This window comes from Burkholderia sp. KL41, from assembly GCF_057005415.2.
On the sequence record NZ_CM174447.1, the window covers coordinates 1179568 to 1191503 of the forward strand.

Below are 11936 nucleotides of genomic sequence, written 5' to 3' on the forward strand. Positions count from 1 at the left end.
CAACGGGATTGAAAACCGTGCCGCTTTTGCTTATAAAGAGCGCCAGCACTGCGTAAATTGTCAGAGGAATGCGGGGCCAGTTGTCACTGGAGCGTCGGACCGGCATGATAGGCGTCGTTGTGCCCGAGCAGGGCCGACGCGACCGCTGCGGGCCAGTCGATGCACGCGAGCCGCGCGGCAAGCGCGGCGGCCGTGCGGAGCATGCCGATGTCGGCACCCGTGGCGTCGACGGCCATCACGTTGCTGCGGACGTCGCCGCCCGCGATCACGAACGTGCCCGTCGCGCGTTCGAGGTACCAGTCCCAGCCGACCGTCACGTAAGCGACGCCGGCACTGGCCGGGCGATGCCATTCGGTATAACCGGCGAGGCGTGCGTCGATTGCGCTGTCGCGCAGTTCCGCACGCAGCGATGCGTCGAGGCCGCTTGCGACATGGTCGAGCGCAAGCACGGCCAGTGCGCTTTCTGACAGGCGTACGTAGCCGTCCGGGGACGGGCCGGGGACCGGGTGCAGCAAAGGTGAAGTCATGCGCGGAATGTATCAGCGTCGAACGGGTGCTGGAACCTGACAAGTATGACAGCGTGACGTTGTCGGAGAATGAATGGAACTGCGCTGGCAGGATGCCTATCAACAATTCAGTGCCGCGGAAGACGAGCAGCAGCTCTTCCAGCGGATCGCCGCCTATTCCAAACGGCTGGGATTCGAATACTGCTGTTATGGCATTCGCGTGCCGCTGCCGGTATCGAAGCCGTCGGTAGCCATCTTCGATACCTATCCCGACGGCTGGATGGCGCACTATCAGGCGCACAACTACATCGAGATCGATTCGACGGTTCGCGACGGCGCGCTCAGCACCAACATGATCGTCTGGCCGGACGTCGACCAGATCGCACCGTGCCCGCTGTGGCAGGACGCGCGTGATTTCGGGCTGTCGGTGGGCGTCGCGCAATCGAGCTGGGCGGCCCGCGGCGCATTCGGCCTGCTGAGCATCGCACGCCATGCGGACCGCCTGACGCCGGCCGAAATCAACATGCTGACGCTCCAGACGAACTGGCTCGCGAACCTGTCGCATTCGCTGATGAGCCGTTTCATGGTGCCGAAGCTGTCGCCGGCGGCGGGCGTCACGCTGACCGCGCGCGAGCGCGAGGTGCTGTGCTGGACGGCCGAGGGCAAGACCGCGTGCGAAATCGGCCAGATCCTCAGCATCTCGGAGCGAACGGTCAACTTCCATGTCAACAACATCCTCGAGAAACTGGGTGCGACGAACAAGGTCCAGGCGGTCGTCAAGGCAATCTCGGCCGGGCTGATCGAGGCGCCCTGACCTCGAACGAGGGCGGGCGGCAGCGCGAAATGCCGCTGCCGCCAGGCCGCTCACTCCATCATCGGCTCCGCTTCCTTCGCGGTCCAGCTCACGCTGGAAATGCTTTTCTCCATGCTCATCCGGCTCGCGATCTGCTCGAGCTTCTGCTGATCCTTCGGATGCAGCTTCAGTGTCGCGGTCACCTTCAGCCGGTCCGGCTGGTCGGGCACGTCCTCGCTCGTGAGGCTCTGGAACGACAGCGGCTTTGCATACATCGAGTTCGACAGCAGCGTGCGGATGTGCACTTCGTCGGCCGTCAGGCAGATCACGGTGATCTGGTATTCGCGCACGAGATCGGCGTTCGACACCGGGGTTGCGTTGATCGCCTGGCTGACGCCGCGCAGCACCGTGTTGGTGAGGAGTACGACGCCCGTGCCGGCAAGCGCGGGCACGTAATGACCGGAGCCGGCCAGTACGCCGACGGCGGCCGAGCACCACAGGGTCGCGGCCGTGTTGATGCCCTGGATCGAGCCCTTGTCGCGCATGATTACGCCGCCGCCGAGAAAGCCGACGCCCGACACGACGTATGCGGCGATCTGCGTGACGCCCGCGACGCCGTTGCCGGTCAGCACGCCGAGCGTGACGAACAGGCACGCGCCGCTCGCGACGAGCGTGATCGTGCGCAGGCCGGCCGTGCGCTGGCGCATCTGGCGCTCGAGGCCGATGGCGACGCCGCAGGCGAACGCGGTGAAAAGGCGGAGTGCGAAATCGAAAGTCATGGTTGTCCTGCCGTGCAAGAAGCGCGTGCCGTCCCGCGCCGCTGCGGCGCAAGGCCGAAGGCGACACGACGATAGCCGTCATCGCGCGGTACTGTACCGCGCGAATGCGTCATTCAGTGTGAAACGGTAGGCGTGCGGCTCGCGGAACGCGAGCCGGGCAGGAGAACTGCGTCGGACAGGCGTTCAGGCGGCAAGCGGCGCACGCAACGGAGTGCTGCAACTGTCCACGATGGTTCCTGAAGGAAGAATGGGCGGCATTCTAGTGGGCGGCGCGCGCATGCGTCAACCGCCTCGCGGCGTTCGTGCTACAGCGCCGAGCCGATCGTCCCCGTTGCGAGCGCGAGCGCGGCGGCAGCGGACAGCGCACCGGCATAGCTGTCGACCTCCGCGTTGCGCGCGGCGAGCAACTGGCTTTGCGCGATCGTCGCATCGGTGACTGAACCGACGCCGTTCCGGTACGCGGTCAGCGCCGCGTCGTAGCTCGTCTGCGCGGCGTCGACGAGCGCCTTCGCGGCGTCGTGCGACGCAAGGCTCGTCTGCACCGCGTTCTGCGCGGCGACGACCTGGCGGACGGCTTCCTCCTTGGTCCGCGTGAGTCGCGCGGACGCGCTTTCCGCGTCGTTGCGCGCCTGCATCAGCACGGCCGAGCGCAGGCCGCCGTCGTACAGCGGGATCGTCACGCCGAGGAACACGCCGCCGCCGTAGCGGCTGCCGTTCAGGTTGACGGTCGGTGACTGGTCGCCGATCGCGGGCAGCGCGGAGATGGACGTGCCGCCGCTCGCATACGACGTCGACGCGGACAGGAAGATCTTCGGCATGAACGCGGCTTCCGCGGCCTTGATCTTCGCGCGATTGGCTTTTTCAAGCGCGAACGCGCCCTGCAGGTCGGGGCGGCGCGCAATTGCGTCCGACACGATCGCGTCGACCGACGAGCCGAGTGCGGGCGGCAGCGGCCGCTTCGGCAGCGCGGCGATGGTCGGCTTCGACAGCGGCGAGATGCCGAGCGCGGAGACGAGGGCGAGGTAGCTGTCGCTCTCCGCGCCGTTCGCCTGCACGAGCGCGAGGTTTGCCTGCGCGCGGTTCTGCGTCGCCTGCGCGAGCTCGACGACCGTGCCGACGCCGTGCTTGAGCCGCGCGCGGGAGGCCGCGAGGATCGCGTCCGCGTTCGCGAGGCCCTGCTGCGCGCTGAGGGCGCGCGAGCGCGCGGCTTCGTAGCGGTAGTACGCGACGGTCACGTCGTGGATCACCTGCTGGTGCACGGCCGTGAACGCGACGTTCGACGCGATCGACGCCTGCTCGGCTGCCTCGACGCGCGCCGCGCGGCCGCCGAAATCGAACAGCAGCCATTGCAGCGACAGCGCCGAGATCGTGCCGTGAACGGTGGTGTCGCTCGACGAGTCGCCGAGGATCGTCGACGTCGAGCCGTGGTTTGCCTGGTACGCGCCCATGGCCGTCGCCGACAACCTCGGCAGGTAGGCGGCCTTGGCCAGGCCGACCGCGAGCGCTGCGTTGCGCGCGTCGTTCCAGGCGATGCGGGTCAGCGGGTTCGCCGATTCGGCGAGATCGATCAGTTCGGGCAGCGTGTACGCGTGCGCGGCATCGAGCGCAGCCGGCGGCGAGACGGATGCGAGCGCGGGCGACGCGGGCAGCGTGTAGTCGTGCGAACCTTGCGCGGACGCGCGCGGCGGGCCCGGCACGATGTCGCCGGCAGCCGACGTCTGCGGCTGCCATGGGCGGTCGGACGCCTCCGGCGCCAGATCGATCGACGACGTCGCGCAGCCGGCCAGCGCGACGGCGGTCGCGAGGGCGGCGGCGATCGAGGCGGCCGGCGGTTCAGGTAGGCGCATGGGGGGCAGGCTCCTTCGGTGTGGCTTGACGGGCGGCGTCGGCGATGTGCGCGAGCCGCGTGTCGATCAGGTTCAGCAGTGCGTCGCGCGCGGGGTCGGCAGGGGCGAGGCCCGGCGCGGTGGCCGGCGGCGCGGGCGAATCCGCATGACGCGCGGCTTCGTCGTCGCGCGGGTCGGTCACGCGCGCGAGCTGCGCGGCGATCGCCGCGTCGCCGGGCTTGCGTTCGGCGAGCAGGAACAGCGGGCCTTCGAGCGCGCCGAGTTCCGCGAGCGCGCGCCGCCGCGTGGCAAGCCACGTGGCGGCCGGCCGCACCCACGACGGTTCGTAGTGAACCAGCCCGAGCGCCTGCGCGATCGCGCCGTGGCGGGCGAACGCGTCGGCCGCGAGCGCGCGCCGCTCGGCCGGCTGCGCGACCTGCGCGAGGCGCCGCCACTGATCCGTCAGCGCGGCGAGCCCGGCGTCGATCTGCTTGCCGATGCTAACGGGCCAGATGCGCGTGAACACGAGATACACGACGACGTTGCCGAGCAGGATGCCGATCGTGCGGTCGCGCGCGATCGTCAGGTCGAAACCGGGGCCGGCGCCCTGGATCACGCACAGGAAAAACGCGAACGCGATCTGGAAGCCCGCGTATGCGATGCGCGGCGAGCCGAATGCGACCCACGCGGCGAGCCAGCCGCCGGCGAACACCAGCGCCATCAGATGGCCGACCGATGACAGCGACGGCACGACGAACACGAGCGCGGCGGTGCCGAGCAGCGCGCCGACGATGCAGCCGAGAATCCGCAGCGTGAGCTTCTCGACCGTCTCGGCCGTCGAGCCGAGCGACACGATGTAGCAGGTGACGACGCACGTATGGATGCCCGACCAGTCGAGCTGCGAATACAGCAGATAGCAGAAGATCGCCGCGGCGGTCGTCTTCAGTGCGTAGCGGATGTGGTCGGGATTGGTGCGCGCGTCGGGCAGGAAGAAGCCGCTGCGCGGCGCGGCGGCTTCCGCGGCGGCAGGCGTTCCGGGCGCGGCCGCCGGCGCGTTGGCCGCGGCGGCCGGTGCATCCGTCGTGGCTTCGGCCGCTGCGACCGGTTCCGCGAAGCGCGTGATCGCCGCATGGATATCCGTGACGGCGACGCGCGCGAGCGGCGGCAATGTGTCGGCCGGCGGCAGCGTGAGCGTCACGTCGACGGGGTAGCCGCCCTGGTCGAGAATGTCGGCCATCTCGTCGAGCGTCGCGGCGATCGGGGTGGCGTATGTGTCGGGCAGGCGCGCGCCCGGTTCGCGATCGGCCAGCGCGACGCCGACGAGCAGCGCGGTGCTCGATGCCACGGCCTGCCGCAACGCCGCGAAGTCGGCGGCGGACGACGTGCCTTCGAGCGTCGACAGCTTGAGCCATGTGAGCAACTGCTTGTCGCCTTCGTGAAGGCTGGCATCGAATGCGTCGCGCGCCGCATCGTCGCCGCGCAGCCGCTGCGCGGCGAGCCGCAGGCGCTTCGCGAGCTGCGCGTGCGCGAGCTTGCGCGGCGACGGCGCGATCAGCAGGTTGACGACGATCGCGACACCGGCCGGGATCGCGATCGTCAGCCAGATGTACAGCAGCGCGCGCGTCGCGGCTTCGCCGAACGGCGCGAGGCCGAGCTGGTCGAGCCCGAAGCCGACGATCATCGCGAGGATCGCGCCCACCGGGCGCAGCTTGCTGGCGGAAGTCAGGTACAGGAGGGCGACCGACAGCACGGCCATGCACGCGACCCGCAGGATCGAATAGTCGATGCTGAAGATCGCGACGCCGAGCACGAGCCCGATCACGATCGTGACGATCAGCAGCAGCGCGGCCGCGAGCACGACGCTCGTCACGCGGTCGGCACGGATCATGAAGAACACGACGTATGCGGACAGCGCGGCTTCGGGCGTGCCGTATGCGGCCGTCACGAACGCGGTCAGCGCGCAGATCAGTGCGACCCGCGCGGCAATCGACGCGCGCCCCGGAAACGGTGCGAGCAGCCGCAGGACTTCGCGCGGGCCCGGCGAGCGAACCTCAGCGGCAGGCAGTGCCATGCCGGACCTCGACGATCGCGCTGGCGCCGACGCGCACGAGCGTGCCGTCGGGTTCGTCGAGCTTCACGCGCACCGGGAAGCGCTGCGCGACGTGCACCCAGTTCACCGAGTTCTGCACGATCGGCAGCGAGCGCGGCAGGTTGATGCGCGCGCTGTCGGCGATGCCGGCGCCGATGCCGACGACCTTGCCCGTCAGCGGGCGGCTGCGGTCGATCATCGAATAGACGGTCGCGCAGTCGCCGACCGCGATGCGGCTCAGCGCCGTCTCGCGGAAATTGCCGACCGCGAACCATTCGCGCGCGTCGATCAGCGTGAAGATCGACTGGTTCGGCGCGAGAGTTTCGCCGGCGAGAACGGTCAGGCCCGTCACGAGCCCGTCGTGCGGTGCGCGCACGACGGTGTCTTCGAGCGCATGCTGCGCGCGCGCCAGCGCGGCCTCGCGTGCATGCAGCGTCGCGATCGCGTCGGCTTCGTCGCCGATCGTCTGCGCGGATGCGCGCTGCTGTTCCTGTGCCTGCGTGAGCGACACGGCGGCGTCGCGCTGGCGAACCTTCGCCTGGTCGAACTGCTGCGCGCTGACGTAGCCCTGCGCGGCGAGCGGTGCGAGCCGGTTCACGTCGCGCGTCGCGAGATCGTGGTTCTGCGTCGCGCGCTTGACCTGTTCGGCGGCCACGGCGGCGTTGGAGCGCTCGCCGATCAGCGAACGGCGGCGCGTGTCGAGCGACGCGCGTGCGAGCTCGAGGTCGGCCTGCGCCTGTGCAACCGTCAGCCGGTACGGCACGGGATCGATCACGTACAACAGGTCACCCTTCGCGACGCGCTGGTTTTCATGCACCGCGAGCTGCACGATGCGGCCGCCGACCGGCGACGCGACGTGCACGACGTCCGCGTCGATCGACGCGTCGTCGGTGGACGGGTAGGCCGTCGTGCGGTGGTACGCGTATGCGAGTGCGGCGATGCCGAGCGCGACGATCGCGAGGGCGATCACGCGGCCTTTGACGGAGGGGCGGGTGGTGCCGGCGGCCTTCATGCGAACGGCCCCGTGCCGGTGAGCCACACGATCACGGCGACCACGAGCCCGATCGCGGTGCAGACGGCAAGCTGGTAGGGCACCGTGGCGGCCCAGCCGGTCGCGACGAATACGCGGTGCGCGACGATCGCACCGATCACGCCGACGATCGCGCTGACGAGCCAAAGCGGGAAATATGCGCCGAACAGGACGTACGACGGTGCGCCGCGCGATGCGCAGCCCGCGAGCGGCAGGGCTGGCGCAAGGACGGCGGCGACGCGCAAGGGCGCGCGCGGCATTGTTTTTCTCATGATGTGACGAGCTCGACGGTGGGGGTGGATGCCGGGCGCGGCGCAATGCGGATCGTCGCCGCGACGACGATTCCGGGATACGGAGCCGATAATAAATCAGCGCGGTGCGGATCGCCAGCCATCCGTCCTGCTCACCGTGGCGGCGCGTTGGCGGTTCAGGGGGCGGGTCCGCACGGCCGGCATCGCGTTTGCGCAACCGGGGGCAGCGCAGACCGGGCCGTCGCGATTCTGCCAGTGCAGGCTCGCGTAGGGTTGCTAACGGACTGTAAAGGATCGTCAGACGAACGGAGCGGGGCTGAATTTGCGACGTCGGGAGAGCGGAATCGGTGCGCAATCAGTGCGGAAGCGGTCGATTGTCGTTTGAACGCATGGTAATCAGGCGGGCCCCGGCTGGCCGACGAGGGCGCGGTCGCGCGCCGTGCCGGACGGCATCGACGCCAAATCCGGCGACCGGTCGTCGCCGCCGCGATCTGTGTACCATCGTACGCATGGCGCGGCGCGCGGAACGGAGCCTCACGGCCTCGTGCAACGCGCGTCGCGGAAGCGTCAAGGCCGTATCGCAACGAAGGTGAACGTTCCATGCGAAGTTTTTTTGTCCGGTTCATTGCAATCGGCGTGCTGTTCCATCTGTACGTCGGGATGCGGATCATTCCCGATGCGTTCGCGTCGCCGGTCGTGCGCACGATCGCGGCGCTCGTGCTGGCGAGCTTCGTCGTGCTGATCCCGGTCGGCATGTTCTCGCGCCGCTTCGACGAAGGCTGGGCCGCGACGCTGGTCGGCTGGGCCGGCTCGGTCGTGATGGGCTTCTTCTCGTCGCTGCTCCTGCTGACGTTCCTCCGCGAATTCGTGCTGCTCGGCGTGTTTGCATGGCGGCATCTCGGGCACGACGGCGCGTGGCCCGGCGCGGCGACCGGCACGGCGCTCGGCGTGCTGGCCGCTGCGGTGTTCGTTACCGTGGTCGGGTTCGTCGGCGCGCGCCGCACGGCGGCGGTCAAGCGCGTGTCGATCCCGGTCGAGGGGCTGCCGGCGGGGCTCGACGGGCTGACGATCGTGCAACTGTCCGACATCCATGTCGGGCCGACGATCAAGCGGCCCTATGTCGAACGGATCGTGCGTACGGTCAATGCGCTCGATGCCGACCTCGTCGTCGTGACGGGCGACGTGGTCGACGGCTCGGTCAAGCGCCTGCGCGAGCACACGGCGCCGCTCGGCCGCATGCAGTCGCGGCACGGCAGCTTCCTGGTGACGGGCAACCACGAGTATTACGCGGGCGCGCACGCGTGGATCGACGAATTCCGGCGCATCGGGCTGACGGTGCTGCTCAACGAGCACGTGCTGATCGAGCACGACGGCGCGCACGCGGTGCTCGCGGGCGTCACCGACTTCACGGCGGGCGGCTTCGATCCCGCCCATCGCAGCGATCCCGAGCAGGCGCTGGCGGGTGCGCCGCGCGAGGTGGCCACGAAGATCCTGCTCGCGCACCAGCCGCGCAGCGCGGAAGCGGCGAACCGCGCGGGGTTTACCGTGCAGTTGTCGGGGCACACGCACGGCGGCCAGTTCCTGCCGTGGCCGCCGTTCGTGAGGCTGCAGCAGCCGGTGATCGGCGGGCTGAGCCGCTTCGGCGATCTGTGGCTCTATACGAGCCGCGGCACCGGATACTGGGGACCGCCGAACCGCTTCGGCGTGCCGTCCGAGATCACGCTGATCCGGCTGACGCGCGGCGGGTAGCGCACGGTTCCCGTCAGGGGAAAACCATTCGCGGGGCCGGCGCAAGCCCGTCGTCAGCGGGAGCCGGGCAGGCGGCCGCCTGCCTCGTCTGCGAATGACAGCGCATGGCGGCGTGCGATGCCGTTGGCTAGTATGCAGGCATGCACCGTTCACTCCGCTCATCGCCCGTTCCTCCCGACATGTCGACGCCCGATCTCTTTGCTGACACGCCCGCACCCGACGTGGACTGGTACCCGGACTGGCTGGCGCCGCCCGATGCCGATCGCGCGCTGGCCGCGCTGATCGACGGGGTCGCGTGGCGTCAGGACACGATCCGCACGCCGCGCGGACGCATTCCGTTGCCGCGGCTCACCGCGTGGCAGGGCGAGCCGGATGCCGTCTACGTGTATTCGGGGATCCGCAACGTGCCGGCGCCGTGGACGCCGGCCGTGCTCGACCTGAAGCGCGCGGTCGAGGCGACGTGCGGCGCGCGTTTCAACAGCGTGCTGCTCAATCGCTACCGCAACGGGCTGGACAGCCTCGGCTGGCACGCGGACAACGAGCCCGAGCTTGGCGATGCGCCGGTGATCGCGTCGGTGAGCCTCGGTGCGATGCGCGTGTTCGACCTGCGCCATCGCGCGACCGGTGTCACGCATGCGTATCGCCTCGTGCACGGCAGCCTGCTCGTGATGCGCGGACGCACGCAGGCCGAATGGCAGCATCGCGTGCCGAAGGCGCCGGGCGTGCAGGGCGAGCGCGTGAACCTGACGTTCCGGCGCGTGATGCCGGCTGGTACGGGCCGGTAACGATCCTCGTCGCCGAGGTGCCCGGATCGCCGGGCGATTCGCGCCCCGTTTCTTTGCGGGGCACGGGCGACCGACACAGGCAAGCGGTCGCGTGTGCGGCACGTTGACGCACGAATGTCGCGCCGTGCGCCGCGAAACGGCGCTGAGCCCTATCCCATCTGGGTTTCAGGTAGATTCGATCGACCGCCCGGTACCGATAGATGAGTGAAACCTCTGATGGTGCGTCGCAACAATCCTTGACTAGACTGTCGAATGGCAGAAGCGCGTCGTATCCCGGCGCGACCCTTTCGACATGCCCCGAGCGTCGCCGATGCGGCGCGCAAGGGGGCAGGAGTAAAACGCGTGACCGTAATCGACCCTTCCTTCGAACCCTCGCTGCACGTCTTTGAACAAGACGGCGGATGGCAATGGGCGCTGACGGTGAAGCGGGCGACCGGCGTTGGCGTGAAAGTCGTTGCGTTCAGCCGGGAAGGCTTTCGCGGCGAGGCCGAGGCTTATGCCGCCGGCCAGCTTGCCCGCGCCGAGTATGACGCCGCCGTGACGGCCTGACGCCGTCGCGGCGATCCCGCCCGAGGATCGTCTTCACCGCTCACCACCCGCTGCCGGGTGTTTCTTTCGATCGCTTCCCGTTTTCCATCCGTTTGCCCGCCCGCCGGGCCGCGTTGCGCCATGCCCGTCGCACGATAGCGGATGCGGCGCGCCCGGGCACCTGTCCGTCCGGGCCGCCCGCGCCAAATGGTCCGTACCATTCGACACGTGTGTGCCATACGCGGCGCTTAACGTCCGTGCACGGCGTCCGTCGCGCCGGCGATGCGGCTGCGTGCCGCGATCGGCACGCCGGCCGCCGGACGACGACCCATCGACAAGAATGCAGGTCATGTGCGACGACAGAACCGACTACAACCGCCATGCGCGCGGCGGATCGCGCACGGCGCGGGCGCCGCAACGGGGATTCACGCTGATCGAGGTGCTGATCGCGCTGGCGATCGTCGCGGTGGCGCTGGGTGCCGTGATGCGCGCGATCGGCGCGCTCGCGGCGGATACCGACATGGCGCGCATGCGCCTGCTCGCGTTGTGGAGCGCCGACAACGCGCTCGGCGAGATCCGCATCGCCTCGACCTGGCCGTCCGTCGGCACGAACACGTTTGCATGCCCGCAGGGCCGCTACCGGTTCGTGTGCCGCCAGTCGGTGGCCGCGTTGCCGAGCCCGCTCGTGCGGCGCGTGACGGTGAGCGTGTATCCGTCCGCGTCGAGCCGCAACGTGCTCGCCGAAGTCGTCACGGTGATCCAGAATGAAGCGCGCCACTGAACCGCGCGCGGCGGCGCGTGCCCGCGGCTTCACGCTGATCGAGATGCTGGTCGCGATCGCGCTGCTCGCCGTGATCGCGCTGCTGTCGTGGCGCGGCCTCGACGCGACGATCCGCGGCCGCGACGATATCGCGTCGAATCTGGCGCAAACACGTCTGCTCGGCCGCTACTTCTCCCAGTTGCAGTTCGACCTGGCGAACCTCGTCACGGCCGACGAAGTGTTCGGGCCGCCGCTGCGCATTCGCCCGAACGAACTCGTGATGGTGCGTCATCTCGGCGTCGGCGGCGGGCCGGCGCAGATGCAGGTCGTGCGCTACCAGCTCAAGGGGCGCGAGCTCGTGCGCAGCGCGTCGCAGCCGCTCGCGTCGCTGGCCGACGTCGAGGACGCGTTGCAACACATGGACGCGTTCGCGCGTGTGGTGGTCAGCAATGATGCGCGGACGATGCAGCTTTCCGTATGGATTCCGCCGAGCGGATGGACGACGAACCAGGCCGCCATCGAGCAGAGCTATGCGCAGTTTCTCGCGCAGCATGGGATCAGCAACATCACGTCGCTCGGCATGCCGCTGCCGCGCGGCGTGCGCTTCGCGGTCACGATGGGCGCGCCGGCCGTCGAATACGTGCGCACGATCCCGATCGGCCAGTGACGTCGGCAGCGGGCTGCCCGCGGCCCGGAACGCGTTCCGTCCCCCGGACAAAATGGTCCGTAACTTTCGTCATACGTCTGTTATTGCCCGTCCGTTAGTCTCGTGACGAGCATGATCGCCGCGACCGGTTCCATTGAGCCGGGCCAGCGGCGGCATCGGCAAACGGGAAGGGG

The 11936-nt window shown here is 69.3% G+C and carries 12 protein-coding genes; 6 read left to right on the top strand and 6 right to left on the bottom strand.

The features are described 5' to 3' along the window. Positions 1 to 83: 83 nt before the first annotated feature. On the bottom strand, positions 84 to 527 hold the full coding sequence (locus PQB87_RS22890) for a DUF4902 domain-containing protein (protein ID WP_059522383.1): 444 nt from the start codon (positions 525 to 527) through the stop codon (positions 84 to 86). 73 nt (positions 528 to 600) lie between these two features. Here PQB87_RS22890 and PQB87_RS22895 point away from each other — a divergent pair, with 73 nt between their 5' ends. Beyond that, the gene (locus PQB87_RS22895; RefSeq protein WP_021162347.1) at positions 601 to 1320 is read left to right on the top strand and encodes an autoinducer binding domain-containing protein; all 720 of its coding nucleotides are present in this window, start codon (positions 601 to 603) and stop codon (positions 1318 to 1320) included. A gap of 50 nt (positions 1321 to 1370) precedes the next feature. On the opposite strand, the gene PQB87_RS22900 is transcribed toward PQB87_RS22895, so the two are convergent. The 5 genes from PQB87_RS22900 to PQB87_RS22920 all read right to left on the bottom strand — a co-directional run bounded on the left by PQB87_RS22900 (position 1371) and on the right by PQB87_RS22920 (position 7295). Beyond that, complete coding sequence (locus tag PQB87_RS22900; protein WP_021162348.1) at positions 1371 to 2078, bottom strand: MgtC/SapB family protein; 708 nt, start codon at positions 2076 to 2078, stop codon at positions 1371 to 1373. Positions 2079 to 2383: 305 nt separating this feature from the next. Beyond that, positions 2384 to 3925 (bottom strand): TolC family protein, encoded by a 1542-nt coding sequence (locus PQB87_RS22905; RefSeq protein WP_489243921.1) that lies wholly within the window; start codon positions 3923 to 3925, stop codon positions 2384 to 2386. Continuing rightward, positions 3912 to 5975, bottom strand: coding sequence for an FUSC family protein (locus PQB87_RS22910; protein WP_226216075.1), 2064 nt, complete (start codon positions 5973 to 5975; stop codon positions 3912 to 3914). The genes PQB87_RS22905 and PQB87_RS22910 overlap by 14 nt, the downstream gene beginning before the upstream one ends. After that, positions 5956 to 7005: a multidrug transporter subunit MdtN gene (mdtN, locus tag PQB87_RS22915; protein ID WP_059686026.1), complete on the bottom strand. Its 1050-nt coding sequence runs from the start codon at positions 7003 to 7005 to the stop codon at positions 5956 to 5958. The genes PQB87_RS22910 and mdtN overlap by 20 nt, the downstream gene beginning before the upstream one ends. After that, a complete protein-coding gene (locus PQB87_RS22920; RefSeq protein ID WP_111942917.1) occupies positions 7002 to 7295 on the bottom strand; it encodes a hypothetical protein in 294 nt (97 codons plus the stop codon). Before PQB87_RS22920 ends, mdtN begins: the two co-directional genes overlap by 4 nt. Before the next feature lie 579 nt (positions 7296 to 7874). On the opposite strand from PQB87_RS22920, the gene PQB87_RS22925 reads away from it, so the two are divergent. The 5 genes from PQB87_RS22925 (at position 7875) to PQB87_RS22945 (ending at position 11763) form a co-directional block, all read left to right on the top strand. Beyond that, complete coding sequence (locus PQB87_RS22925) at positions 7875 to 9023, top strand: metallophosphoesterase (RefSeq protein WP_111942919.1); 1149 nt, start codon at positions 7875 to 7877, stop codon at positions 9021 to 9023. Between the two features lie 179 nt (positions 9024 to 9202). After that, entirely contained in the window at positions 9203 to 9808 is a 606-nt protein-coding gene (locus tag PQB87_RS22930; RefSeq protein ID WP_489243924.1) for an alpha-ketoglutarate-dependent dioxygenase AlkB family protein, read from the top strand. 342 nt (positions 9809 to 10150) lie between these two features. Beyond that, on the top strand, positions 10151 to 10357 hold the full coding sequence (locus tag PQB87_RS22935; RefSeq protein ID WP_027789389.1) for a hypothetical protein: 207 nt from the start codon (positions 10151 to 10153) through the stop codon (positions 10355 to 10357). Between the two features lie 328 nt (positions 10358 to 10685). Further along, entirely contained in the window at positions 10686 to 11117 is a 432-nt protein-coding gene (gspI, locus tag PQB87_RS22940) for a type II secretion system minor pseudopilin GspI (RefSeq protein WP_175829854.1), read from the top strand. After that, complete coding sequence (locus tag PQB87_RS22945; RefSeq protein WP_059686032.1) at positions 11101 to 11763, top strand: PulJ/GspJ family protein; 663 nt, start codon at positions 11101 to 11103, stop codon at positions 11761 to 11763. The genes gspI and PQB87_RS22945 overlap by 17 nt, the downstream gene beginning before the upstream one ends. Positions 11764 to 11936 lie beyond the last annotated feature (173 nt).

Bases quoted from the DNA above. Each gene is read 5' to 3' on its own strand.
- PQB87_RS22925 (WP_111942919.1), top strand. From the start codon at position 7,875: ATGCGAAGTTTTTTTGTCCGGTTCATTGCAATCGGCGTGCTGTTCCAT.
- PQB87_RS22910 (WP_226216075.1), bottom strand. From the start codon at position 5,975: ATGGCACTGCCTGCCGCTGAGGTTCGCTCGCCGGGCCCGCGCGAAGTC.
- PQB87_RS22890 (WP_059522383.1), bottom strand. From the start codon at position 527: ATGACTTCACCTTTGCTGCACCCGGTCCCCGGCCCGTCCCCGGACGGC.
- PQB87_RS22945 (WP_059686032.1), top strand. From the start codon at position 11,101: ATGAAGCGCGCCACTGAACCGCGCGCGGCGGCGCGTGCCCGCGGCTTC.
- PQB87_RS22930 (WP_489243924.1), top strand. From the start codon at position 9,203: ATGTCGACGCCCGATCTCTTTGCTGACACGCCCGCACCCGACGTGGAC.
- PQB87_RS22920 (WP_111942917.1), bottom strand. From the start codon at position 7,295: ATGAGAAAAACAATGCCGCGCGCGCCCTTGCGCGTCGCCGCCGTCCTT.
- PQB87_RS22905 (WP_489243921.1), bottom strand. From the start codon at position 3,925: ATGCGCCTACCTGAACCGCCGGCCGCCTCGATCGCCGCCGCCCTCGCG.
- PQB87_RS22895 (WP_021162347.1), top strand. From the start codon at position 601: ATGGAACTGCGCTGGCAGGATGCCTATCAACAATTCAGTGCCGCGGAA.
- PQB87_RS22900 (WP_021162348.1), bottom strand. From the start codon at position 2,078: ATGACTTTCGATTTCGCACTCCGCCTTTTCACCGCGTTCGCCTGCGGC.
- mdtN (WP_059686026.1), bottom strand. From the start codon at position 7,005: ATGAAGGCCGCCGGCACCACCCGCCCCTCCGTCAAAGGCCGCGTGATC.
- gspI (WP_175829854.1), top strand. From the start codon at position 10,686: ATGTGCGACGACAGAACCGACTACAACCGCCATGCGCGCGGCGGATCG.